A 25485-nucleotide genomic window follows, 5' to 3' on the forward strand; every position below is an offset into this window, starting at 1 on the left:
AAGGATTGGATCACGACATGGGATTTCTCACCGTTCCAGCTATCGCCGACACTGTGGCGCGGTTCATGGGCGCTTTCAGCCCGCCCCCGGCGAAGGGGCTGCTCGGGTTTCCCGAGATTCCAGGCGACACCCACATCGTTCAGGTACCCACTCGCCACGGACCCGTCGCCTGCACCGTGTACGCCCCGCCCCATCGAGACAAGGACGCGACGGGCGTCTACGTGAACTTCCATGGTGGTGGCTTCGTCGTACCTGGCCGCAGGCAGGACGACCCGTGGTGCAGATACCTGGCATCCAAAGCGGGCGTCTACGTCATCAACGTCGAGTACGACACTGCTCCACGGGTACGTTTCCCGGTGCCCGTTGAACAGGCCCACGACGTTTCGCTATGGGCCGCAAGAAGCGAGCATCCATGGCACGGTCGCCCCATCGCCATCGGGGGGCAAAGCGCCGGCGGCAACCTCGCTGCAGGCGCAGCGCGACTTGCCTGGGAACAGGGCCAAGACCATATCGCGTTCCAGGTGCTTCACTATCCTCCGCTGGACCTCGTCACCGACGCCCGCCGGAAACACTCGCCTGCAAAACGGCCCGTTATCAGAGGGTGGATGCGCGATGTATTCGATACCGCCTATGTTCCCCGTGCCGCGGACCGCGAAGATCGGCTGGCATCACCTGCGTGGGGAACGAACGGGGATTCACTCGCGGGCATCGCACCCGCCATCGTGGCCACCTGCGAGTTCGATCGACTCCGGGCAGAAGGCGCAGCGTATGCGGAAAAGCTCAAGGCTGTCGGCGCACTACTTGCTTACGTCGAGATCCCACAAACGGACCACGGCTACAACCTCCTGACTGATCGCGGGACGGCGGAACGAGGTTATGGCGTGTTGGCCCCTTTGATCTCCGCAAACTTGGCTCAGTAACTTACTCCAAAGTCCTATGCGGACGGCAGTGGGCGAGAGTAAACCTGCCCATGTAGGGCCTGAACCCCCGGGGTCGCCCGTCGGCCTCCGCAATCGGGACGGGCGCGCCGACGTGCGGATCAAGAACGACCTTTGGGTTCAAATTGCGTCGAATATCGATTGTTCTCTGGGCAGCCCCTGTTCGGCGCATTGGGAATGTGCGGTTCGTCGGCACACTGTTCAGGACGGGGCCCGGTGCGTATAGATAGCGCGGGTGCGGCACCACCGTCGGCTGCGCAGGATAGCCGAAGGGCTGCCTTCAGGCTTCGTTTGCCGTAGCCAACCATTCCTCGATCACAGACACAATCTCGGGCGCGTCGGGGGTGACCGGTGGCCGGAACCTGCGAACTCGACCATCGGGGTGGACGAGGAACTTCTCAAAATTCCACTTCACACGTCCTGACTTGCCGCCGTCGTCTGGATGCACTTTGAGTTCCTGGTAGAGCGGGTGAGCGTTGATTCCGTTCACCGAAACCTTCTCGGTCATTGGGAACGTCACGCCCCAAGTCGCCGAGCAATATTCCGCGATCGCTTCCGAAGTCGACAGCTCTTGAAGGAACTGATTACTTGGGAGGCCGAGAATCACAAACCCCCGGGGACCGTATTTCGCCTGCAATTGCTCAAGCTGCTCGTACTGCGACGCAAGACCACAGCGGGATGCCACGTTGACAACAAGAGCGACCTTTCCGTCGGCAATCGCTCCAAACGTCGTCTGTGTCCCGTTGAGCAGGGTTAGGCTAATGCTATTAAGAGTCATCCGGGTCCTTGTCGCTGGTGTTGTTGAATGGGGATGCGGTGTACGTCGACACTCGTTGTCGCAGGGAGTTGAGTGACGCGACGAGCGCGTCTGACTCGGCTGAATTCATCGATAGGGCTTCTGCGATGCACTGCTCCACCCAAACAAGCTCAGATTGGAGCTCCTTGCTGTATTGGGTCGCTCGAACAAGGACTCGACGGCGGTCGCCAGGGTCCATCTCCCGGCACACGAGATCGGCTGCCTCCATGCGATTGAGCAGACCGGTGACACTGCTGGAGTCAAGCTTCAATCGCTCGGCGAGATCGCTGGGACTCGCGGGTTCGAGCTCCCACACTGCAGCCAGCGTCATCGCCTGCTGAAACGACAGCCCCCAGGGCGCGAGCAACTCCCGGTAAAGACCAAGAGTGGCGTTCACAGTGGAGTACAGAGTGAAGCACACTGATCGATCCAGTGGGCTTGGTCCACGTGGTGGCGTCATGGTATCAATGATACCCATACAAGATATTTGTATGCAAGACACCGCTCCACTGAGGAAGCGTGACTTCCCCGGCAATGACTGGATGTGCCGCGGTGGCAAGAACCGCGGCACATCGATCGCCATCACTGTTGCCTCCGGCGAACACGATGTCCTCGGCGCCCAGAAGTTCCGACCGGGCGAACATCCTCTCGAGATGCTCCATGCCGAACGACCTTGCCCTGGATCACCGCGGCGCTGATACGCCCCGACAACAACTGCCACTTCCAGGCATCCGCACAAGCTCATCCTTGGCGTGGAGGATCGAACGCTACGGGCAATCCGCTCGTGGTGCGGCGGTACTCGCGCGTTCTACGAACGTGGTCGAAAGGCGGATCCGATCGACGGCGAGAGGCTGTCCCTCAATGAGTGACAACAGGGCGCGGGCACCGGCCTGGCCCATGTCGTGGAGCGGCTGGCGCACCGTAGTGAGCGGCGGGTAGCTCTGGGCGGCGCGCGGGAGATCATCGAAGCCGACGATCGAGATATCAGCAGGGATCGAGAGCCCTTGGGCGCGTGCCGCATCCATCGCTCCGAAAGCGATGAGATCAGCCCCGATCAACAAGGCCGTGAGGTTGGTGCGCTCGAGAACCTGCGTCGCGGCTTTGAATCCGCTGGTGTAACTGAAGCCGCTGGTAGCTACCGACTCCGGATCGACCGCGAGACCGGATAATTGCATCGCATCCGCGAAACCACGGAAGCGAGCCTCTGAACTCTCGAGGTCTTCTTCGCCTCGGATAAATCCGATACGCTCGTGCCCTAGGCCAATGAGATGCTCCGTCGCTGTCCGCACTCCCTCATAGTTGTCGACCGTGACACGGGGAAGACCGACGTCCAACTGCCGAGGGTCGACTACGACAACGGGAATACGAAGGGATTGAAGCAGTTCTACTGTCTCGGGTTCGAGCATAGGCGCGATCAGCAGCAGTCCGTCGACGAGGTCTCGCGCCATGAATTCGATGCGCTCGCGTTCGCGGATCGCGTCGACGGAGACGTGCATGAGCAACTCGCGTTCATCGTCACTGATGGCCTCGGCGATGCCACGAACGATCTCATGACTGTACTCCGAGATCAGATCGAGTGAGATGATGCCGATCATCCCGGTCCTACCTGACTTGAGATTTCGGGCTGCGAGGTTCGGGTGATACCCCAGCCGCGTAGCGACGTCCAGCACACGTTCACGAGTCGCGTCGGACGCCCCAGGACGACCATTGACCACGTTCGAGACTGTCATCGACGATACGCCTGCCTCCGCTGCCACCTGGGCGATCGTCACACGTTCTTGTCGCATCTTGTGACTATGCCAGACCCGACGACTTTTCTGAGAACCGTTAGGTCTGTTCGGCTTCGATCCAGGCATGGTCAGACTTCGGTAGGAATCTCGATGGTCACGAAAGAATGACGAGGCAGGTAGACGCGCAGAAGGCCCTGCTCCAGTGCGACACCTTCGAAGGCACGTGGTGCGACGGATGTGGGCGCTGCCGTGGTGTTGTGAGCGTTCAACGTCGCCGCAGTGAGGATGCGACCAACGGGTGAGCCGAGGTGGGCACCGCGCAGATCGAGCGTCACCTCCGTGATCTCCTCGGCGTGCGCGTTGGTGAGCGAGATGAGGATACGACCCTGCTTGGTGCTGGCGGAAAGACTGACGATAGGCACGCGCTTCTCCCCCACCTCGATGCTCGGGAGATCCCCGACCATACGGATGTCCAGCGCCCGGGCATCATGGTGGCCCTTGTTCATCTCGAAGACGTGATAGGTCGGCGTGAGCACCATGTCGTCGCCGTCGGTGAGGATCATCGCCTGAAGCACGTTGACGGTCTGGGCGATGTTGGCCATCGCCAGCCGATCGGCGTGCCGGTGGAAGGCGTCAAAGTGTATGCCGGCAACGATCGCGTCACGCAAGGTGTTTTGCTGGAAGAGGAACCCTGGGTTAGTACCGGGCTCCACATCGAACCACGTACCCCACTCGTCGAGAACCAAGCCGATCTTCTTTTCCGGATCGTAGGCGTCCATGATCGCGCTGTGTCCGGCCAGGAGTGTCTCGATCCTGGCCGCGGCGAAGACGGTGCGGTAATACTCGTCGAGGCCGAACTCGGTTGCAAGCCCCTTGGCTTCCCAGCCTCCCTGCAGCGTGTAATAGTGGAAGGAGATCGCGTCGAAGCCGCCTGCGCCCTCGCCACGCACCTCCCCCGAGCCGATCTGGTATCCCAGCGACTTCATAAGAACCTCGGTCCAGTGATAGTCGTCGTTATTGGCCCCGGCGGCGATGCGGTAGAGCTGGTTGCCGTTGTGCTCTCGGCCATAAAGTCCGAAGGTTCGGGCCACCTGGGCGTACGCTTCCGCGGAGAAACGTCCGCCGCAGCCCCACGGTTCGTTGCCGAGGCCCCAGAAGCGGATCTTCCACGGTTCGTCCCGCCCATTGGCGCGTCGCAGCCGTGCCATCGGGCTGTCGTCCTCTCGGGTGAGGTACTCGATCCACTCACTCGCTTCGCGGACGGTGCCGCTTCCGATGTTCGCGGAGATGTACGGCTCAGCGTCGAGCAGCTCGCACAACTCCATGAACTCGTGAGTCCCAAAGGAGTTGTCCTCAACAACGCTGCCCCAGTTGCTGTTGACCATGGTCGGACGGTTCGTGCGCGGCCCGACACCGTCCATCCAGTGATACTCGTCGGCGAAGCATCCACCAGGCCAACGCAGATTGGGGATGTCCAGCGCTTTGAGCGCCTCGACGATATCGAGGCGGATCCCGTCGCGGGTGGGCACCTTGGTAGCGCCCGGGGCGAAGAAGCCGCCATAGATGCAATTTCCTAGGTGCTCGGCAAAGTGACCGTAGAGGTGTCGACTGATCGTTGGCCCAGGCAGGTCGAGGTCGATGACTCCGTAGATCGGGCGAGATACGCTGAGTGCGGCGGATCGAGTAGCTTCAGTGAGTGTCATGATTGTGGCCCCTAACGGTGGATGCGGTGATCAGGATTCGGTCCAGATCGCGCGACGCACGACCCGGACTCGATCGACGGATTCGAGGTAGCTCCCAGCGGTGGCACGGCGCAAGGCCGCCTTCTCCGGAAGGTGGACAACTGAGTCAGGGCGCATCGGAACGAGCCAGAGTTCGAGCCGTGTGCCGGCGCGGATTCCTCGATCGACGGTATTCACTCGCCAAAGCGATCCATCCCAGAATCTGTCGGCGACGACTTCGCCATCCACTCGGAGTTGGGCGACGTCCCCAGCCCACTCAATTTCCAGGCAGGCATCGGGGTCATTGAAGATCGCTGGTGTCGTGATGGTGTAGACAGCGGCAAACTGGTCGATGTCTGCGGTAGAAGGCGCGGATGGTCGACCCTCGAAGTCACCGAAACTCGGCGGGGTCAAGTCCGACGCGTTCCGTCGTTTGACGACCTCTAACTCGACCGTTTCTGCAGTCCCTCCGGTGTGCTCGAGGGGCACCGATCTGAACGAACGCGTTGTGGAATCATAGGCGGAGACCTCCGGATAGCGATCCCCGGATCGCGCGGTCACCCGACCGTCAGCATCCCAAGCGATTTCGTCGCGTGAACGGAGAAGTCGGACGGGAACTCCTCTCTCTGACGCCTGCACCCAGAGGTCATCGCTCACCTCGGAAGGCAGCACGAGCAGATCGAGCGCACCGCCGTGCGCTTTACCTAGTCGAGTCGGGACCAAGCCCGGTTCCAGATAATCGGAACGGATGACTTGCTCGTGCGAGATCGCCAGTTCCACAGGAATTCCCAGCTCGGCGACAGCGACCAGTGTCGGAACCTCGCCCGGGAGCAGAGTGAGGACAGATGCAGTAAGCCAAGCGATCTCGACCCCGCCAGATTCGAAGCGGACCGGCCATCGAGCAATCGTCCCGGTCGGAATATCCACTGGTGAGGAAGGAAGTCGGAGTTCGACGTCGCCGAATACGACGGCGAACTGTGCGCCGACGTAGTCAGTGAGTGCGACATGTGGCTGATGCCAAGCGATGAAGAGAAAACCTGATCGGTCGTCTCCTCGGAATGACCAGCGCAGGGTCTGCGAATCGGTGACTCCCGAAGGACGCACCGTAGGCAGGTGAGACGGCATACCACCGATCCGCGACCCGAACGCGTCCAAGAAGGCGTTCTGGCGTCGCAACTCCGCATGGCTCGGCGCGAGCCGACCCGCTTCACCGATCGGGGCGTGAAAGTCATAGCTGAGCGGAGGAACGTCGTTGGGATAACCGGTCGCGTGCGACTCTTGGGTACCATCGGCGGGGTTAGTGCCGCCTGCGTACATGTAATAGCCCTGCCAGCTTGAGCCGTTGCCCACCTTGATGTGAGCGACAGTCGCTATGTCGCGGGCGGTCGGGACGGGGCGGCGATGGTACGCGGTAGCCATGCCGCCCCCGAGCTCACAGGTGGCCGGCGGGAAGAACCTGCTCTCGATTGCATCGGTCGCCTCGACAGAAGTTGCGCGAAGATCAGCGCCGATTCCCGGATCGTCCCAGACATCAGAAAAGAAGAAGTGATCGCGGAATGATGGGTCCCACGGTTCGCCCTGGTCTACCCAGAATCCATCACCATATCCGCCATAGAGAGGAAAGACTTCCGGCTCGGGAAGCTGCGCGTGTCCCCACGCGGTTGCGGTCCAGAACGGTGCGGAGAATCCAAGCTCGCGAGCTAGCCGCTTGAGCTCCCGGATGTGATCCGGCTGGTCGTAGAACTCGTTCTCGAGTTGGATGCCGAGAATTGTCTCCGATGACAGCCGATCTCCGAGTGCTATCGCCAGCTGGCTCCACCACCCGCGCACCAACTCGAGGTAGCCAGCATCGTTCGTACGATGCTGAACCGGCGAAGCCTGGACCCAGTCAGGGAAGCCGCCATTGCGCATCTCCCCGTGCGCCCAAGGCCCGATTCGCAACACGACTTCCAAGCCTCGCTTTCTCACGATGTCCACGAACGCGCCGACGTCGAGATAGTCGTCGAATGAGGCAACGGGACCCCCCGGCGCGTGATGAAGCCACGGCACATAGCACGCAACCACCGAGATCCCACCGGCAAGCATCTGAGCCACACGTTCCTCCCAACGGTGGCGAGGCACGCGAGAGTAGTGGATCTCGCCGGATACCGGGACCCAGTGCTGCCCATCACGGAGCAGACCCCGATTCGTCAACTCGAGCCCCGCGCGAGGATCCTCGACATTCGCCATCGCCGGACGTAGAAGCTCGCTCTGCCACCCTGCGCTCGTGACGATGAGGGGCGGAGAGGTGCGGCTCGGAGGTGACATGTTTGGGACTCTGCTTCTGATCGTGGACGGCGGCGCTGCCGACTCTACTGTAGTCACAACTTTAACGATAAGTAGACTTTCTAAAGTAGATCGGTTACAGTCGCCGAATACAAGGCGACGAAGCCGTTACGTCGCCAACTAGAAACCGGATCGAGGGCGACAATGAACAAGATGACCGCCACTCGCGCCGGTCGTCGTCCTACCAATCACGATGTCACTCGGACGGCGAGTGTGTCTTCGGCCAGCGGCATGAGCGCCGACGACTTCACTGGTGCCCGTGTCGCGACCGAACATCTCATCGAAGCCGATCGTCATATCGCGACCATTTCCTGGCCTCTTGACCTCACTGGGGCGATTGATCGCTTGGATGTATACAACCTGGCCCTCGACGCCGCGAACATCGCACATGACGTTTCACTCGTCACCGAAGGCGATTGGAGCCATTCGAGCGGACGAGATGCGATGAGCCGGCTTCTTGCTCACATTCCCGACATAGATGCATTGGTTGCTGCCAACGATGCAATGGCGACAGGTGCGGTCGCATCGCGGAGAGCCGCAGCGCTTCCATCCCGCACGATGTCGCAGTTGTCGGGTTCGACACGGGAATCGCCGCAACGTGCGATCCACCACCCACTAGCGTGCGCCAGCCGTTCCACGACATCAGCGGAGAAGTGGTGCGTCTCCTCCTCGACGAACCCGAAGGCAAGTCAATCCGGGTCCCTACCCTCCTCAACGTCCGCGAATCCTCGCTGTCGGTGACCTGAACCCAACTCACCCGAAGATCCACCTAACCTGCATACAAGAAAGGGGACAGCGATGTCCATGCACCACAGGAAGCTCGGCAAATTCGGCGCAGCCGTAGGCCTCATCGTGGCGGGCGCGATCGCGCTCGCCGGATGTTCGTCCGGAGGATCGACCGGCGGTGTCACGACCGTCACTGTGATGTACCAGGCGAACGAGTTCACTCCCGACATGGTGAAGGCGTTCGAGAAAGACAACCCGGACATCAAGATCAACCTCATCGAACCCGATGACGCTCGTCTGAACGCGATGGTGACTGCCGGCGATCCGCCGGATCTCGTACGGTCGGGCCCTTCCGCCAACCTCTTCGCTCGTGGTCTGGCATTGCCCCTCGACGACTACATCGCCAAGAGCACCGTAATTAAGGAGGCCGACCTCGTCGCCGCCAACGACGCATGGAAGTGGGATGGAACGACTCGCGGTAAGGGCAAACGTTACGGCCTTCTGAAGGACTGGAGCCCCGATGTCTCCTTCTGGCAGAACACGCAGATCCTCAAGGACGCGGGGATCGAGCCGTTCAGCACGACCGAGCCGACCACCTGGGACCAGCTCCTCACGGTGGCCAAGCAGCTCAAGGCCGCGGGCGTCGAGAATGCGGTTGGTCTCGAGTGGCAATGGGGCCTCGGTGGCTTGCTCGGCGCCATGGTCAACCAGGGCGGTGAGACGTTGTACAACAAGGACCTCACCGAGATCAATCTGGAGAACCCAGTAGCCTACCGCTCTCTCCAGTGGCTGGCCGACTACGCGTCGAGTGGCGCTGGCGTGACGAGCGAGAACCCGCTGGCGGATGGGTGGGACCTGCCCTCCTTCCAGACTGGCAAGATGGCTCTCTCGCTCGATGGGTACTGGCTCGGCGGCAATCTCGCCGGCGACGATGCGGCGTCCGTGCGCGACCACGTTCAGCTGATCCCCGCTCCGACCTGGGAAGTGGGCGGAAAGCGCTACAACCCGGTCGTCGGCGGCATCGGCGGTTACATCCCGGTTGGGTCGAAGCACCCGGATCAGGCGTGGCGGGTCATGGAGTACTTCTTCGGTGGCGCACCCGCCGAAGAGCGCTCGAAGAGCGGCTGGGGTCTTCCCGCCCTTCAATCGCTGTGGGGCAACCTGCCCACTGCGCTGCCCTTCCAGGCATCTGCTGTCGACACCGTCAACAGTGAGCTCAAGTACATCGCAATCGGTGAGGACTCGCCCTACCTGACAGGCACGGTACTGACCGACGCGCTGAACAGCGAGATCATCGCGCTGTCCAAGGGGCAGATCTCGGTTGAGGATGCCGCGAAGAAGATCCAGGATCAGGTCAATGTCGTTCTGAAAGAAACGAAGGACCAGCTCGGATGACGAATCATCTGAGTCCCATCTCAGGGACCGATGCCGCGGGCAGCAACGCCCGCGGCGTCGGCCGTCCCCCCGGCACCACGAAATCGTCGAAACGGGGCTGGAAGCGATATCGCACGCGAACGTTCTATCTGTTCGCCTCTCCCTGGATCGCAGGCTTCCTCCTGCTCACCTTGGTGCCCTTCGTTTACGCCTTCATCCTGAGCCTTACCAACTACGACGGCGCTTCGCCGAAATGGCGCTTCGTCGGCTTCGACAACTACCTACGCTTCTTCTTCTCGGATCCGACCGCATGGGGATCACTCGGGCGCACCTTCGTCTACGCCGGGATCGCGGTTCCGCTCAGCGTGGCAGGCGGTCTGTTCCTCGCGCTACTCGTGAACAGAAGGATCCGAGCCCGCGGAATCGTCCGGGCTATCTTCTTCCTGCCGTCCGTGGTCCCGGTTGTGGCCACTGCGATCATGTGGCGCCTCATCTTCAACCGCGATGTCGGTATGGTAAATGGCATCATCAGCCTGCTCGGCGGCGACAAGGTTACCTGGCTTGCTGACCCGTACGCGTTCTATGTGCTCATCATCATGACCCTCTGGGGCCTGGGCGGCGGGATGATCATTATCCTCGCTTCACTGCAGGACGTTCCGCGAGAACTCGAAGAAGCCGCTCGTCTCGACGGCGCCGGAAACCTGCGGGTTCTCTGGAACGTCACAGTCCCGATCATCTCCCCGGTGCTCTACTTCCAGGTCATCACCGGGGTTATCGCCTCGCTGCAGATGTTAGTGCAGCCCATGCTCCTGGCGGAGTCCTCGAAGGCGACATCCAACCTGTCCTTGATTCCCGAGAGCACGACGCTATTCATGCTTGAGGTCTACAAGGAATTCTTCGGCAATCACCGGCTCGGATACGGCTCCGCCATGCTCTGGGTCTTCTTCGTGTTCGTACTCGTCCTGACTTTCGTACTGCAGAAGATCAGTAAGCGCGTCGTGTACTACCAAGTCGGCACCGACGAAGACTGAGATCCAAGGATTCACACCATGACACAAGCCATCGCCTCTCCGGCCTCCCGCTTCTCCGACCGAACACGCAAACCAGATACCGACGGGCAGCGAGCCTCGGTCTTCACCTACATCTTCATCGTTATCGCGATCGCACTCTTCGGGCTGCCATTCCTGTACATCGTTCTCACCTCCATCGCGAGTACGGGACAGATCTCCCAGGGCACGAGCGGACTATTCGCCCTCAGCCCGCAGTGGTCGAACTTCGTTGAAGCATTCACTCGTGTCGACTTCCCCAAGTACACTCTGAATTCGCTCTTGCTGGCATCCATCACGTCCGTGCTCACCACGGCCAGCAGCGCCACGATCGGCTTCGCCTTCGCACGCTTGCGCGGGCGAGGACGAAACGTCCTGTTCGGAGTCCTTCTGGCGACAATGATGGTCCCCGCGGTCGCGACACTGATCCCCACCTACGTGATCTTCGCGCGGATCGGGCTTGTCGGCACCTACTGGCCCTGGGTGCTGTGGGGCCTTGCCGGAACCCCGTACTTCATCTTCCTGTTCCGCCAGTTCTTCACCTCGATTCCGATGGAGCTCGAAGACGCTGCCATCATCGACGGCTGTGGCTGGTGGCGAATCTACGCACTGGTTTTCCTCCCACTGTCTCGGCCGATGATCCTGACCGCGTTTCTGCTCTCCTTCACCTGGAGCTGGGGCGACTTCCTGGCCCCGAAGCTGCTGCTGAGCATCGACAACACCACGCTCGCGGTCGCGATGTCCACGGGCTACCTTGACCCCATGGGCAACCCTCTGGTCAATATCCAGGCAGCAGGAGCGCTGCTCTACCTCCTTCCGGTCGTCGTGATCTTCTTCGTTGCGCAGCGTTATTTCATGGGCTCTTCGCTCGGGTCGGCGGTCAAGGGATGACCGACGGCATGTCCAGGGCGAAATCTCCGCTGTTCCGCGATCCGATCCATGACGGAGCGACCGACCCCGTCGTGGTTTTCAACCGCGCCGAGAAGTCTTGGTGGATGGTCTACACTGCTCGACGGGCCGACGCTCCCCCGCTGCCCGGCGTGGAGTGGGTGCACGGCTCGGGTCTCGGGGTCGCCTCAAGCGACGACGGCGGGAGCACCTGGACTTACCGCGGGATCATCGAGGGACTCGACCAGGAGTGGGGGCACCACACCTATTGGGCTCCAGAGATCCTCGACGACGGCCAGAGCTACCACATGTACGTGTCGGTGATCCGTGGCATCCCATCGATCTGGCCGGGGTTCGAGCGGCGCATCCGCCACTACACGAGCCCCGATCTCGTGACCTGGACGTATCGGTCGACACTCGAGCTCTCATCGCCGTACGTGATCGACGCCTGCGTCGCAACTCTGCCGGATGGCGGATATCGCATGTGGTATAAGGACGAGGCCGATGACTCCTCCACCTGGTACGCCGACAGCCCCGACCTGTTCTCTTGGAAGGTCGGTGGCCCTGTGCTTACGCACCGCCCACACGAAGGTCCCAATGTGTTTCCGCTTGGCGCGTCGTGGTGGATGATCGTCGACGAATGGCACGGTCAACGAGTCCTTCGTTCGCAAGACCTTAGGAGTTGGGAACCACAGGGGCTCATTCTCAACCAGCCCGGAAGCCGCACCGACGACGCAGCCCCTGGTCATCACGCGGATGTGGTCCCTGTCTCCCGGGACGAGGCTGTCATCTTCTACTTCACGCACCCCGGCCGCACCAGCGGATCCCCCGCCGAGAGCTACGAGACCCGCCGATCCTCCATCCAGGCTGCACGTCTGCGGGTCGTCGATGGCACCCTCATATGCGATCGCGACGAGGTGCTTCCAGAACCGCTACTAACTGATCCTGGGACCCGATAATGGTGCGACTGACAATCCGCGATGACCTTCCCTCTCGACCGATCAGCCCCGATCTCTGGGGTGTGTTCTTCGAGGACATCAACTTTTCCGCCGACGGAGGACTGTACGCCGAACTCGTGCAGAACCGATCCTTCGAATACACCGATATCAAGGTCAGCGGCTGGGGACCGTTGACTGCATGGTCAGTCGACGGCGACGTCGAGCTCCGCACCGACGCTCCATTGTCCGAATCAGCACCGCATTACGCTCGCATCGACGCCGGCTCCTCACTGACGAACCATGGATTCGATGGCATCTCGTTGATCGCAGATTCCGACTACACGTTCAGCGTCTTCGCGCGGTCAGCCAACGGCGGCCGACTCCAGGTGAGTCTTGGCACCGCGTCAGAATCGACGGCGGCCGACGTGCACATCAATACCTCGGAATGGACGCGCTACGAAGTCGTGCTCCATGCGACGCAAACCGCAATCGACGGAACCTTGTCGCTCCGAGCCGAAGAAGACGCGATCGATGTCGACCTCGTGTCACTATTCCCGAACCGGGTCTTCCGCGACAGCGATAACGGCATGCGCGAAGACCTTGCCCAAGCCATCGCCGATCTGCGTCCTCGCTTCGTGCGCTTTCCGGGTGGATGTGTCTCGCACGGTTCCGGGCTCGACAATATGTATCGCTGGCCCGACACGATCGGCGAGTTGCAGAGCCGCGTCCCCAACTTCAACGTCTGGGGATACCACCAGTCGTTCGGAATTGGCTATCTGGAGTACTTCCGATTCTGCGAGCAGATCGGAGCAACCGCCTTGCCCGTGCTCGCCGCCGGCGTCTGCTGTCAGAACTCGGAGGGCGGGCAACATGCCATCCCTGACGAGCACATGGAGGACTACATCGCGGAAGTGCTCGGCCTGGTCGAGTTCGCCAATGGAGACGCCTCGACCGAATGGGGGGCACGCCGAACGGCTCTAGGGCACCCCGTACCCTTCGGACTGCGATACCTCGCCATCGGCAACGAAGACGAGATTACCCCCGACTTCCGCGACCGGTTCGCTCGCATCTATGCGGCCCTTCGCGAGACACATCCCGAGATCGTCGTTATCGGTACCGTCGGCCCGGCCGCTTTCGGCGCAGACTATGACGACGGCTGGGAGTTCGCGCGGCAACTGGAAGTTCCAATCGTCGACGAGCACTCGTACAAGGCGCCCAAGTGGCTGTTCGAACACGTTGACCGATACGACTCCTATGATCGTTCAGGACCAGCCGTATACCTCGGCGAGTACGGGTCGAAAGCGAACCGAATGCTCAACGCTCTCGCCGAAGCTGCATACATGACCGGTCTGGAACGCAACGGCGATATCGTCAAACTTGCGTCCTACGCCCCGCTGCTCGCGAAGACCCACCGAACTCAGTGGACTCCGGATCTGATCTACTTCGACAACCAGCGGGTCATGCCGAGCCTGAACTACCACGTGCAGTCGATGTTCTCCACGACTGCCGGCGACGGCAGCCGGGCGGTCGAGATCTCCGAGGCTCCAACATTCGTCCGCCCGCGTCAGACTTATTCGACCGTCGCCGTCGAGGCGACGGGCTTCCGCGTCGCTTTCCAGGGTGTCTCCCTCAATGGCATCGTGGCCCCGGATGTGACGGCCGATACCAAAGACGGCCGCGTCGTCCTGCCGCTGCGAAGCGAAACAGCCGACTATGTGGTGCGAGCCCGTGCGACGGCCCTGGAGCGGACAACAGATCACGAGATTGGGTTCTCTCTGCACTTCGGAGCCGTCGGCTCCCCGAACAGCTGGGAATGGGCCTTCGGGACCTGGCTGAACCGCAGCCTGACACCCTACTACACAGCCGACGGCGACCGTGACGAGCTCATCCCTTCGCTTCCCTTCACGGTCGAGATCGGACGGGAGTACGAGATCGAAGTGCGAGTTTTCGGAGCGGGCGAACGCATCGAATACCTGCTAGATGGCGAGCTCGTCCAGGAGTACATCGACCCGGCAATCCCCGAGCAAAGATTCGTGGCGACCTGCATCACCGACTCCACGAAGGGACGGAGCGCACTTCGCATTGTCAACGCTACGAGCGAGGAACGATCTCTCGAACTCGAGCTGGCATCCGGTTCGAAACTTCCCTCGTCGCGGGTGCTGACCCTGACTGCGCCAGAAGACGCCGGGGTACCCTTCGAACCGTCACCTGCGGAACCCGAGGCTACCGAACTACCTTCTGGGGCAACACTTCTGATTCCGCCCTACTCATTCGCGGTACTGGAATGGGATGACATCGCCACTCTGGCCTGAATCGAACATGCCAATCGCAGAAGGCTTTCCCGGCCAACGGCTGAGAGTCCTCTCCACTCCGCTTAAGGCGCGAGCTCTAAGGACTCCGGTCACGTCGCGGCTGCTGCTCACTGACGTCGGGTACTTCCCACGCGCTGCCGGTCACGGTCGAACCCGCCCTCGGGGAGCAACCGAAACGATTGTGATCTTCTGTGTTCGAGGGGACGGCTGGGTGGAGTCACGCGGTCGCAGGCAGGTGATCGGTGCTGGCGAGGCCGTGATCATCCCCGCCGGAACACCTCACGCGTATGGTGCTGATTTGTCCGACCCCTGGACCATCTGGTGGCTTCATGCTGACGGCTTTGACATCGCGGAGTTCTTGCGCGTCCTCCACCCCGAGGCGAAAGATGGGCTGGCCCAGATTCGTATCCGCGACGTCCTCGCCATGGTGACGCTGTTCGAAAACTCCCTAGCTGCGATGGAACGCGATGAGACCCTCGCGAGCCTGTATCTTGCTTCTGGTGCCACCTGGCAGCTGCTCTGCCAGCTCACCGCAAGCCAGCTCCAGGGGCCGCTTGCTCGTGCGGACCGGATCCGGGCCGCCCAAGACTATCTGCGGACGAATCTCTCCCGCCCTGTTCGACCACACGAACTCGCACGCGCGGTGAACCTCTCCAGTTCTCATTTCGCCAGTCTGTTCCGCCAGGCGACCGGAACGAACGTGCTGGACTACGTCCGGGGGCTGAGAATGGCGCGCGCTCGGGAACTACTTCTCACCACCAACGACTCGGTGTCATTGATCGCTTCAACTGTCGGGTACTCCGATCCCTTCTACTTCGCTCGCGAATTTCGTCGGGTCAATGGAACTCCACCAACCGAGTTCCGCAAGAGGGCGCACCAAGAGAACGCGTGATCGGGCATGGTCAGAGAATCCTCCAGCCGAGCGAGCAGAATCCATCGGTGACGTGTGGGGGCGGGGGCAGCCAGAGCAGAGGATCTTCCAGGGATTCCCTCGACTGACCCATGTGATGGGCACTCGGCCCTTCATAGGGTGGACGCGTGGACGAACGATTTACCCTGCCTGCCGCACCAACCGACCTAGCCGAACATCTCGCCGCGGGCGGCGCGATCGCCTGGGCGGAGAACGTCACCATCCCTACATACGAACCCGGCGAGCCAGAGGCGCTCCCGATCTTTTCGGAGGCGCGGGTCTATCAGGGCTCGAGCGGGCGCGTGTATCCCATCCCGTTCGTGGAGAGCATCGCATACGAGAAGCATGCCCGTGAGTGGCGTGCTATCCATCTTGAGAACCGATGGATTCGACTGATGGTGCTCCCCGAGCTCGGTGGGCGCATCCACGTCGGGTACGACAAGATCGCCGACTATGACTTCTTCTATCGCAACAACGTCATCAAGCCCGCACTCGTCGGGCTTGCCGGGCCCTGGATCTCAGGTGGGGTCGAGTTCAACTGGCCGCAGCATCATCGCCCGGCCACACATCTTCCCGTCGACGCCGAAATCGAGGTCGAAGCGGACGGCGCCGTTACGGTCTGGTGCACGGATCACGACCCCTTCGCCCGGATGCGTGCAAGCCACGGAATCCGGCTACGCCCCGACTCCACGGTGATTGAACTGCGCGCTCGACTGCACAACCGCACTGAGGATCGGCAGACCTTCCTGTGGTGGGCGAACGTCGCTGCCGGCGTGCACGAGCGATACCAGTCCTTCTTCCCACCGGACGTTCACTACGTCGCCGACCACGCCCGCCGAGCAGTCACGGCCTTTCCCCGGGCAGACCGTCCCTACTACGGCGTCGACTACCCGGCACGTGTCAGCGAGGACCACCCGGATGCTGATCGTCTCGATTTCTACACGAACATCACTGTCCCGACCTCCTACATGGTGCTCTCCACCCGAGACGACTTCTTCGGCGGCTACGATCATGCGAGGCGTGCAGGATTCGTGCATTGGGCCGACCGCCGAATAGCACCGGGCAAGAAACAGTGGACCTGGGGCAACCACGCCTTCGGTCATGCTTGGGATCGTCAACTCACTGATGGCGACGGTCCCTACGTGGAGCTCATGGCAGGCGTCTTCACCGACAACCAGCCTGACTTCTCGTTCCTCGCACCTGGCGAGGTGCGAGAATTCTCCCAGTATTGGTACCCGATCTCAAAGATTGGTGTTCCTCTGCACGCAACCACAAGTGCCGCGCTTGCCGTGCACGCGACGAAATCCGGGCTTCAGATCGGCGTCGCGAGTACCACCTCTCGAGACATCGTGCTCCGGGTGACGGCGTCTGGAGAGGTACTCCACGAAGGCGACGCTAAGGTCAGCCCAGAAGACTCTTTGATCCTGGACGTGGCCACGGATCGGGGCGTTGATGAAGTCGAAGTGGATGTCGTCGATGGGGCGGAGGTTCTTGCCCGCTGGAGCACTCCGCGAGACCGAGCGGCCTGGAAGGAGCCGGAGGTGGCCACGGAGCCACCTGCTCCGCAGGACATCTCGTCCTCGGACGAGTTGTTTCTCACCGGCCTGCACCTCTCGCAGTACCGTCACCCGACTCGCGGCCCCGAACCGTACTGGACCGAAGCAGTCCTCCGCGACCCCGGCGACTCGCGCTCGCTCGTCGCACTCGCGGCGAGCGAGTATCGGCGAGGTCGCTACGGTGACGCCGCTGCCCTCTGCCGACGCGCCATCGAGCGTTTGATCCGCCGGAATCCCAATCCCTCAGACCCGGAAGCCTACTACCGACTCGGTCTCGCCCTGCTCCGGTTGGGGGACGAAGAAGCGGCCCATGACGCCTTCGGTCGCGCTGAGTGGGCTGCCGCCTGGGCTCCGGCCGCGCGTCTCGAACAAGCTCGTATCGACGCCAGAGCAGGCCGGGACAGTGCAGCTCTCGCCCGTTTGACGGAACCCTCGACCGATCCGCGCGTCGCAGCCACACGCGTCGTCCTGCTTCGCCGCCTCGGAGGCACAGATGCGGCGGGTGAGGAGCTACAGCGAGCACGTTGCGCTGATGCACAAGATCGATGGCTTCGGATCCTCGACGGCAAGACCACGGGTGAGGATGCTAGGACGCTGATCGATGTCGCCCTCGAGTTCCGCGCGGTCGGCGACACGACCTCGGCTTTGTCGCTACTGGACGAGGCGACTACCGCCCCCACCTCGGATGGCGGGTCTCACGCTGCGATGGCCTATTATCTCTCAGCAGAGATTCTCGATCACGTCGGCAGGGAGGCCGATGCTGCCGCCGCCCGCCGACGAGGAAGCGACGCTAACATTGAACGCGCTTTCCCATCGGGGCTGGCTGACCTCGACGCGCTTCTGGCCGCGATCGATGCCAACCCCAAGGACACTACCGCCCGCGACCTCGCCGGGACATGGATGTACGACGTCGGGCGCCGCGACGAGGCGCTCTCCCTGTGGCAAGCCGCATACGATGCGGGCGGTCGCCGACCGGTGCTGCTGCGCAATCTCGCTCTGGCGAAAACGACAGTCGCTTCGGAGGAGAGGGCCGCCGCCGAACTCTACGATCAGGCCATCGCGGAAGATTCTATGCGAGCCCGGCTCCTACTGGAACGGGATCTCCTCGGCCGTCGACTCGGTGAAACCGCCGCCGAACGGCTGGCCCGCCTTGACCACTACCCCGAGTCGACGGCGACTCGCGACGATCTGATCGTCTTGCGGGCCAGCCTACTCACTGACGTCAATCAGCCCGCCGAGGCAATCGACCTGCTGCAGTCTCGACAGTTACGCGCCTGGGAGGGAGGCGAGGGGGTGGTCCTTGCTGCCTGGGACCGCGCCTGCTTTGCGCTTGCACACCTTGCACTGTCCGCAGGCTCCCGAATCGAGGCCCTCTCCTGGGTAGATCGGCTGAATGAAGTGCCCGAGACCCTGGGCGAACAGCGTCACGAACTGGCGTCACTCGCAGAAGCGCGCTTCCTCCGTGGGCAAATCATGGGAGACGCCTCGGAGTGGGAGAAGGGGACCAACGATTCGGCGGATCCGGTGCGTCATCCCACGCGGCTCGCGGACGAGGCGACATATTGGGTCGGGCGTTGTGCGCTCGCAATCGGTGACACGGAACGAGCTGATCTGTGTTGGTCCTTGCTGGAAGATCGCGCGCAACAACTGCGGACCGGTCAGGACACGATCGACTACTTCGCAACGAGTGTTCCCGAACTGTCGGTCTTTGGGCTCGACCCGGGCGCGGCGCCTGCTCGAGCGAACCTGCTCGAATCACTCGCCCGAGAGGGCCGCACTCACGCTCTTCCAAGGAAGGAGTTCCTCTAAACTCGGTGAAGCTCGATCCACCACTCGAGAGGCGTCGTCGGAGTCAGGACTGGTGCCCGGCCAAGTTCGACGGCTACCGCCAACGAATCCGCATAACCCAATGCCGGCTCCAATGCGACAACCGGATCGCGAGCCCACGCTCCGTTATCAAACCAGAGTCCAAGATAGGGAACGGTCGCGGAGAACGTCATCCGCAGTCTGCGGTCATCGGGGCGGACAAGGTCGACGCTTGTTGGGGTCTCCCGAGGATCGACGTAATATTTCCGGCAAGCTCCAGAAGCCACGCTGTCGATGCTCCCCAGCTCTTTCTGCCACGCCTGTGATGGCCAACCGACAGCAAGAACGTCGACGACACGCTTCGGAGGGTGCGTAAATTCAACCCGAGTGCCGCTAGGCGCAGCGAATTGAGGATGTGCCACCCACATGAACGGCACGGCGACCTGATCAGTTTCGGCCCGATAACGCAGACGGACACCACCTGAAGCAGTCAGTGAATGGGTACGAGCCATGCGGTACGCCATGCTCGTACCAGCATGGTGAAAAGTGTGACCTGAGCGCTGCCAACTCACGTCCCACGCATCACCATGGTCCGGAATCGACTCACCTCCCACCACGCACTGAGTGACGGATGGCACACACTCGTCCCATCCAGCCATCTCCGCCTGCCCGAAAGGTAGCCCTTGACGGTATGAGTAACCCGTTGCTTGGGTAAGCCACTCGACTCCATCACCATCCCTCAGAGAGGTGATCTTTGCACCGCGTTCAGGACATACCGAAATTGCGAGAGACACGATCCAACTATCTCGGCGCACCCGAGCACGTGCTGCAGGGTCGTCCCATCATCCAGCGATCCCGTTCGATCGAACATGTCATCGCGGCGACTCCGGCGCTTCAGTGACAGTGAGACTCCCTCGCTAGGACTTGAGATGCGTGATCCGGACGGCCTCATCATCGTCGTCGCGGCCGTTCGACCGGGTCGATCTCACTCTGCCTGCACCAGCCATGCAACGTGGCGAGCTGCTCTTTGAACGAGCAATCGGCACCAACCGCTATACCTCAGAAGACCGAGCTTCTCGGATGCAAAGGACTGACCCCCAGGATTCGAAACTGGTTTCGCAGTCAACTCCCGGGGCCAATTCGCTGTCGCGCCGGGACACCCTCATACGTGCAGACGCAAAGGGTCTCGGCCGGTGCTGTCCGGCCGCCAGGGCGGTGATCGCCGATGCTCTGAGTCCTTGGCGTGTACGACGCATCGCCTACGAGGCAGGGGCCAGCGCCGCACGGGCGGCCGTTCGAGCTTTGTCTGCATCGCTGGCCGCAAGTGCCGCAGCTGCGGAAGCGCGCGCCTGCGCCAAGGTGTGCTTGGCGAGCAGAGTGCGAACGCCAGCCATCGCGGCTGGCGCCATCGACAGGCTCGTGGCGCCGAGACCGACGAGGACGAGGGCGAGGAGGGGATCGGCCGCGGCCTCGCCGCAGATTCCGACCGGCTTGCCGAGGGATCGACCCGCCGAACCCACCTCGCCGACCAGCTTCAGCACCGCCGGATGCCAGGGGTCCTGGTAAGCTGCCACAGATCCGAGCACGCGGTCGGCAGCCATCGCGTACTGCGTGAGGTCGTTCGTGCCGACCGAGACGAAGTCGGTCTGGGTGAGCAGGCGGTCGGCCATCAGCGCTGCGGCAGGGATCTCGACCATGACTCCCGCGCTTCGGATGCCGTGTTCCCGGGCCAACGTGGTGAAGTACGTCGCCTCTTCCACTGTTGCCACCATCGGGGCCATGACCCAGAGGTCGGCACCTTTGCCGCTGTCGTCCGTCGTCATGCGGAATCTCCTTCGGTTCGTCGGGACGTACGGGCACGATCGGCTACACCGCCGATCGACTCTGGGCAACAAAAAAGGACCCGAGGCGGTGCTTTCGCACTGCATCGGATCCTGCTTGCATGACCAGTCACATGTCCGAGAGACCCATTGCCAGAGATTCGTCGGGGGTGCAAGGGTAAGCGAGTTTCTGCGGCGACTCGTCGGAGCCCGTTGAGTTCCGCATCGACGATGGGCCTCAGCTGTTGCACCAGGATCACGATTCACTCGGGGTCGTGATGAGTCCGACCGCGAGACGTTCCCGAATGACCTGCGCGACACGGTGGTTACTCTCGGTGAAATAGTCATGAGCGGGATGCTTAGAGTCGACCGCGTCCTTCTCGAGGACGCGAAAAGATCCGTGTCTTGCACTGTCTGCGTAGATCTCAGGGACGCGTCGATCCGCACGAGCGGACGGGAGGTCCACCGACACCGACCAACCCACCACCTGCAACCGAGACACCGATCGAGGCTCTCAGCCGATCACGTCGACCTTTGTAAGACACCCCCAAGGTGAAGTCCGGCTCCAGCGCTTCAACACTGCTGGGACTATCAACGGCCATTCCTCCAGATAGGTCGGCCAATCGCCCATGGCCTAGCCGATGCCCCCGCCGGACGATGAGTTCTATCGACGCAACTGTCGATTCACTACTACAACGAAGTAGACGGGAAGCCCAATATGTCCTTCACTCTCAGCCGAACGCGACGCGGGACAGCGCTCTTAGCGGCTCTCGCAGTAGTCGGTGTGCTGCTCTCGCCGATTGCGCATTCAAATAGCGCCGCGGCCGCCGAGACCACAGTTACCGTCGACCACAACGCGATAACAACCACACAGGGAACCCCGAACCTCACCTACTACTCGGGCACCTGGGCGAGTAACACTCGTATTCACTGGGCCACCACAGGCTCCTTCTTCGAGATCCCGTTCACTGGCCACACGGTCGACCTGTACGGGAGCACTCGCACCGACCACGGCACTGGCCGGGTATACGTGGACAACGTGCAAGTGGGAACCGTTACCTACCAGGGGGCAAACAACAACACCGTCAGGCTCCTGTTCACCAAGTCGGGTCTCACGAACGGCCCTCACACACTCCGAGTTGAAGCCGACGGTTGGGTCGATCACGGATGGGCGACGTTCACCGCCACCGTCGCAGGGCCGATCGAAGATGACCTCAGCCACCTGTACAACTCTGTCACCAACAGGGCTTCCGGGGACTACACGGCCTCGTCATGGACAACGTTCGCGGCGGCGCGAACAGCAGCCGGAACCGCAGTCACGAACAACAGCGGAACATCCGCGTCACGCGAGCAACTGCGCGTCGATTTGCTTGCCGCCTTGAACGCCCTTGTAGACATTGACGGTTTGCGGGATATGGTTGCCGACTATCAAACTCGGGTGTCAAGCCAGTACACCTCGGCGAGCTGGACGCCTTTCGCGGCCGCGATCGCTCAGGCGCAGTCGGTGATCGCCAACTCGTCCGCTTCGCTCGCGACGATGGTCGCCGCCAAGAACAGCCTGCAGAACGCAGCGGCGGGACTAGTGACTACCTCCGGCGGCACATTCAAGACGATCACGAACGACACCTGGTGGAACGACACTGCTGGGAACCCTATCTATTCGCAGGGAGGCGGAGTCTTCAAGTTCGGCGACACCTACTACTGGTACGGAGTCGAATACGCAGGTGCAGCTCTGTATAGGGCAAACCCATCAACGAAGTACGACAACAACGTGACCTTCGTGTCGATCCCCGTCTATTCGTCGAAGGACCTCGCGAGCTGGAAGTTCGAGAACCGGATCGTCACTACCAGCACCAAGCTCGCGATTCCCACAAGCAAGGGTCAGTACTTCGCAAAGATGAATTCGATGGCCGACGCTGCTTGGGTCGGTCGACTAGGGGTCAGCTACAACGAGAACACTGGGAAGTACGTCCTCGTCACTCAGTTCAACCAGCTGTTCGACCCCACCGGAAGTCAGGCCGGAGGCGTGATGTTCCTGCAGGGCGACTCACCAACCGATCTTTTCGACTATGGCAACATGCAGGAACAGATCGTCAACTCACCTACGAAGGCAACCGGTGACCAGACTGTCTTCACGGATGATGATGGCACCGACTACCTGGTCTTCTCCAACTCGTCCGGTCGCAACCGCGCCTTTGTGTCCCGGTTGGCCCCTGCCGACTCGCTTTCCCTCGAGCCCGGGGTGCAGATCGGCTACATCCCCGGTTCCGGCCGAGAAGGCAACGCCATGTTCAGAATGGGCAACCGTTATTACATGGCGTCTTCTGATCTGCACGGGTGGAACACTTCCGTGAACTACGTCATCCAGTCGCAGAGTTCCGCCATCCAAGGCACATACGGCTCGGAATTCACGATGTCAGGCACAGAAATGGACTACAGTCACGTCACCCAGACCGGGTTCTTCTTCCGAGTCGATGGTACGACGCAGTCCACAGTCGTCTACGCCGGTGATCGCTGGGCCGATTTCGCCTGGAACGGTATCGGCTATAACCAGTGGATGCCTCTGACCAATAATGCCGGTACCCCGGCCTTCAATTCGCTCAGCCAGTGGGAGCTGAACGCCGTTACCGGTGAATGGAGAGTCTCGTCAGGCAACAACTACGTGTTGAACCCTGAGTTCGCCGCGGATCGCGTGGCGGTGACCACTCTCACGGGATGGACCAATCAGGCGGACGCTGGCTCGACAAGCGCGTTCGTGGCTAACGTCTCGCCCGGGGCAGCATCATCTCGCTGGGGCCTACGACTGAACGCGACGACCGCATTCTCTGGGGCTGTACAGCAGACCGTCACCGTTCCAACCGGCACATACCGGTTCGCACTCTCAGCAAACACCGCCGGCGGCCTCGCATACGCTCGCGCAGTGATCGTCGAGGCCGACGGCACGAGGAACGTGATCGACTTGAACGCCCAGTCCAACGGCTGGAAGGCGTTCAGCCTGAGCGGGATCACGCTCGCCGCTGGCCCGGTGACCATCCGAATCGAAGCGAAGAGCACCACCGGGAACCAACCCGTCACGGTGGACGCGCTCTCCCTCGTAAAGACAAGCTGACCAGCGGATGACCCTGTGCGGCACGTTCAAGTTGCGGGTCGCACAGGGTCACAGAACGCAACTAGCCTCGTACCGCAAGATCAGCCCCGGGTTGGATCTCCGGCAGGAGCAAGAAAGTTGGGGCGACTTGATTTCCATTGCCGGCCTTTGCTTGACTCGCCGTGCCGACTCTTCTCATCGAAGCGGCCTGACTCTTGCCCTACCGGGCGCCTTGTCCGGGCAGGTGCCGGGCTGGCATGATTCTTGGTCAGCCTAAGTACGCGTCCCCGATCTCGAACGGGCGCGCAAGTCGACTCGCCCTGGGCGAAGCTGCACATGTCGGGAATGTTCGGTGCCCGCGCCGATTACGACGAAAGGACCACCGTATGACCACGTTGGCCGTTACCGGCGCGACCGGTGTCCTCGGACGCTTCGTCGCCCAGGAACTCGCTGACCGCGGACTTCAACAGCGACTACTCGCTCGCACTCCCGCGAAAGCGCCAAACTTGCCAGGGGCGACCGTGCATCGTTTCGCCTACGATGCTCGGGACGAAACCGCGGCAGCGCTGGATGGCGTGGACATACTCTTCATGGTGTCCGCGTCTGAAAGCGCCGAACGTCTCGAGCAACATCGCATATTCGTCGACACCGCCGCTACCGCAGGCGTCAAGCACATCGTGTACACGTCATTCTTCGGGGCGAGCCCGACGGCAACCTTCACCCTTGCCCGAGACCACGACATCACGGAAAAATACATTGCCGCGACCGGAGTCGGCTATACCTTCCTCCGTGACAACCTCTATCTCGACTTCATGGATGCGCTAGTGGGTGATGACGATGTGATCCGCGGCCCCGCGGGTGCCGGACGCGTCTCAGCAGTCGCCCGAATCGATATCGCTCAGGCCGCCGTCACTGTGCTCACCGATCCAGAAGCTCATGCGCACAAGACCTACGACCTGACCGGACGTGAGTCACTGACGATGACCGAGATCGCCAAGATCCTGTCCGCGCATCGCGGTAGCCCCGTCTCGTTTCACAACGAAACCATCGAGGAAGCCTACGAGTCGCGAAAGAGGTGGGACGAACCGCAGTGGCAATACGATGCGTGGGTCTCGACCTATACTGCGATCGCCGAGGGTGAAATGGCGAGGATCAGCCCTCACCTTGAGCAGCTCCTCGGGCATCCCCCACTCACGCTGCGCGAGTTCTTGGCCGGTGCCCCGGCGTCATGAGATTTTCTTCGGGCGAGGGTCTACCCCGCTCCTCGATCTGCGCGATCCTCTGGAGTGGCCGGCCGGAACGGACGCTCCCCCGTCGTGGTAGACGAGGAACTTCTCGACATTCCGAGAAACTCGGCCAGATCTCCCGTGGCCATACGGGGTCAACTTGAGTTCTAAAGCAGGAGATGAGAGGCAGCGCTGACGACAAGCGCCACCTTTTCCATGAGCTAGGGCGTGTCTCCTATATGCCTGGTGATTGAGTGGCGAAACTGGGGAGGTGTCGACTTCTCC

General features: G+C 61.7%; 17 protein-coding genes and 2 pseudogenes. 12 read left to right on the top strand and 7 right to left on the bottom strand.

The genetic code is table 11. The features are described from left to right. Positions 1-17 precede the first annotated feature (17 nt). The gene (locus ABD882_RS17725) at positions 18-920 is read left to right on the top strand and encodes an alpha/beta hydrolase fold domain-containing protein (protein ID WP_345188762.1); all 903 of its coding nucleotides are present in this window, start codon (positions 18-20) and stop codon (positions 918-920) included. Between the two features lie 298 nt (positions 921-1218). On the opposite strand, the gene ABD882_RS17730 is transcribed toward ABD882_RS17725, so the two are convergent. The 5 genes from ABD882_RS17730 to ABD882_RS17750 form a co-directional block, all read right to left on the bottom strand. Further along, positions 1219-1716: a glutathione peroxidase gene (locus tag ABD882_RS17730; RefSeq protein ID WP_345188763.1), complete on the bottom strand. Its 498-nt coding sequence runs from the start codon at positions 1714-1716 to the stop codon at positions 1219-1221. Further along, the gene (locus ABD882_RS17735; RefSeq protein WP_345188764.1) at positions 1706-2131 is read right to left on the bottom strand and encodes a MarR family winged helix-turn-helix transcriptional regulator; all 426 of its coding nucleotides are present in this window, start codon (positions 2129-2131) and stop codon (positions 1706-1708) included. Before ABD882_RS17735 ends, ABD882_RS17730 begins: the two co-directional genes overlap by 11 nt. A gap of 370 nt (positions 2132-2501) precedes the next feature. Beyond that, on the bottom strand, positions 2502-3506 hold the full coding sequence (locus ABD882_RS17740) for a LacI family DNA-binding transcriptional regulator (protein WP_345188765.1): 1005 nt from the start codon (positions 3504-3506) through the stop codon (positions 2502-2504). A gap of 86 nt (positions 3507-3592) precedes the next feature. Beyond that, on the bottom strand, positions 3593-5167 hold the full coding sequence (locus ABD882_RS17745; RefSeq protein ID WP_345188766.1) for an alpha-N-arabinofuranosidase: 1575 nt from the start codon (positions 5165-5167) through the stop codon (positions 3593-3595). Between the two features lie 30 nt (positions 5168-5197). Continuing rightward, complete coding sequence (locus tag ABD882_RS17750) at positions 5198-7492, bottom strand: beta-galactosidase (RefSeq protein WP_345188767.1); 2295 nt, start codon at positions 7490-7492, stop codon at positions 5198-5200. Between the two features lie 249 nt (positions 7493-7741). Here ABD882_RS17750 and ABD882_RS19125 point away from each other — a divergent pair. The 9 genes and pseudogenes from ABD882_RS19125 to ABD882_RS17790 form a co-directional block, all read left to right on the top strand. Further along, a pseudogene (locus ABD882_RS19125) lies at positions 7742-8026 on the top strand (substrate-binding domain-containing protein); the annotation flags it as partial. Further along, positions 7927-8256, top strand: coding sequence for a substrate-binding domain-containing protein (locus ABD882_RS19130; protein WP_425563396.1), 330 nt, complete (start codon positions 7927-7929; stop codon positions 8254-8256). The pseudogene ABD882_RS19125 and the gene ABD882_RS19130, both read left to right, overlap by 100 nt. Before the next feature lie 52 nt (positions 8257-8308). Beyond that, positions 8309-9631 (top strand): extracellular solute-binding protein, encoded by a 1323-nt coding sequence (locus ABD882_RS17760; RefSeq protein WP_345188770.1) that lies wholly within the window; start codon positions 8309-8311, stop codon positions 9629-9631. Next, positions 9628-10641 carry a carbohydrate ABC transporter permease gene (locus ABD882_RS17765; protein ID WP_345188771.1) on the top strand — a complete coding sequence of 338 codons (1014 nt, stop codon included), beginning with the start codon at positions 9628-9630 and terminating at the stop codon, positions 10639-10641. Before ABD882_RS17760 ends, ABD882_RS17765 begins: the two co-directional genes overlap by 4 nt. Before the next feature lie 18 nt (positions 10642-10659). Beyond that, positions 10660-11547 (top strand): carbohydrate ABC transporter permease, encoded by an 888-nt coding sequence (locus ABD882_RS17770; protein ID WP_345188772.1) that lies wholly within the window; start codon positions 10660-10662, stop codon positions 11545-11547. Beyond that, a complete protein-coding gene (locus tag ABD882_RS17775) occupies positions 11544-12503 on the top strand; it encodes a glycoside hydrolase family protein (RefSeq protein ID WP_345188774.1) in 960 nt (319 codons plus the stop codon). Before ABD882_RS17770 ends, ABD882_RS17775 begins: the two co-directional genes overlap by 4 nt. Further along, entirely contained in the window at positions 12503-14794 is a 2292-nt protein-coding gene (locus ABD882_RS17780; protein ID WP_345188775.1) for an alpha-L-arabinofuranosidase C-terminal domain-containing protein, read from the top strand. The genes ABD882_RS17775 and ABD882_RS17780 overlap by 1 nt, the downstream gene beginning before the upstream one ends. A gap of 7 nt (positions 14795-14801) precedes the next feature. Beyond that, positions 14802-15686, top strand: a complete 885-nt coding sequence (locus ABD882_RS17785) for a helix-turn-helix domain-containing protein (RefSeq protein ID WP_345188777.1) — start codon at positions 14802-14804, stop codon at positions 15684-15686. Positions 15687-15832: 146 nt separating this feature from the next. Then, positions 15833-19069, top strand: a complete 3237-nt coding sequence (locus ABD882_RS17790) for a DUF5107 domain-containing protein (RefSeq protein ID WP_345188778.1) — start codon at positions 15833-15835, stop codon at positions 19067-19069. On the opposite strand, the gene ABD882_RS19135 is transcribed toward ABD882_RS17790, so the two are convergent. Both ABD882_RS19135 and ABD882_RS17795 read right to left on the bottom strand, forming a co-directional pair. Then, positions 19066-19725: an aldose epimerase family protein gene (locus ABD882_RS19135; RefSeq protein WP_486348215.1), complete on the bottom strand. Its 660-nt coding sequence runs from the start codon at positions 19723-19725 to the stop codon at positions 19066-19068. The two genes, ABD882_RS17790 and ABD882_RS19135, sit on opposite strands and share 4 nt — an antisense overlap. Positions 19726-20325: 600 nt before the next feature. Then, positions 20326-20877 (bottom strand): annotated as a pseudogene (locus tag ABD882_RS17795) (putative PEP-binding protein); the annotation flags it as partial. Between the two features lie 793 nt (positions 20878-21670). Between ABD882_RS17795 and ABD882_RS17800 the strand changes: the two are divergent. Next, positions 21671-23995, top strand: coding sequence for a family 43 glycosylhydrolase (locus tag ABD882_RS17800; protein WP_345188780.1), 2325 nt, complete (start codon positions 21671-21673; stop codon positions 23993-23995). Between the two features lie 365 nt (positions 23996-24360). Then, positions 24361-25206: an SDR family oxidoreductase gene (locus ABD882_RS17805; RefSeq protein ID WP_345188781.1), complete on the top strand. Its 846-nt coding sequence runs from the start codon at positions 24361-24363 to the stop codon at positions 25204-25206. Positions 25207-25485: the final 279 nt, after the last annotated feature.

The sequence above is a fragment of the Microbacterium panaciterrae genome, from assembly GCF_039541635.1.
In the GTDB taxonomy this organism is placed as follows: domain Bacteria; phylum Actinomycetota; class Actinomycetes; order Actinomycetales; family Microbacteriaceae; genus Microbacterium; species Microbacterium panaciterrae.

Bases quoted from the DNA above. Each gene is read 5' to 3' on its own strand.
- ABD882_RS17725 (WP_345188762.1), top strand. From the start codon at position 18: ATGGGATTTCTCACCGTTCCAGCTATCGCCGACACTGTGGCGCGGTTC.
- ABD882_RS17805 (WP_345188781.1), top strand. From the start codon at position 24,361: ATGACCACGTTGGCCGTTACCGGCGCGACCGGTGTCCTCGGACGCTTC.
- ABD882_RS17750 (WP_345188767.1), bottom strand. From the start codon at position 7,492: ATGTCACCTCCGAGCCGCACCTCTCCGCCCCTCATCGTCACGAGCGCA.
- ABD882_RS17760 (WP_345188770.1), top strand. From the start codon at position 8,309: ATGTCCATGCACCACAGGAAGCTCGGCAAATTCGGCGCAGCCGTAGGC.
- ABD882_RS19135 (WP_486348215.1), bottom strand. From the start codon at position 19,725: ATGGCTGGATGGGACGAGTGTGTGCCATCCGTCACTCAGTGCGTGGTG.
- ABD882_RS17785 (WP_345188777.1), top strand. From the start codon at position 14,802: ATGCCAATCGCAGAAGGCTTTCCCGGCCAACGGCTGAGAGTCCTCTCC.
- ABD882_RS17775 (WP_345188774.1), top strand. From the start codon at position 11,544: ATGACCGACGGCATGTCCAGGGCGAAATCTCCGCTGTTCCGCGATCCG.
- ABD882_RS17780 (WP_345188775.1), top strand. From the start codon at position 12,503: ATGGTGCGACTGACAATCCGCGATGACCTTCCCTCTCGACCGATCAGC.
- ABD882_RS17745 (WP_345188766.1), bottom strand. From the start codon at position 5,167: ATGACACTCACTGAAGCTACTCGATCCGCCGCACTCAGCGTATCTCGC.
- ABD882_RS17730 (WP_345188763.1), bottom strand. From the start codon at position 1,716: ATGACTCTTAATAGCATTAGCCTAACCCTGCTCAACGGGACACAGACG.
- ABD882_RS17770 (WP_345188772.1), top strand. From the start codon at position 10,660: ATGACACAAGCCATCGCCTCTCCGGCCTCCCGCTTCTCCGACCGAACA.
- ABD882_RS17765 (WP_345188771.1), top strand. From the start codon at position 9,628: ATGACGAATCATCTGAGTCCCATCTCAGGGACCGATGCCGCGGGCAGC.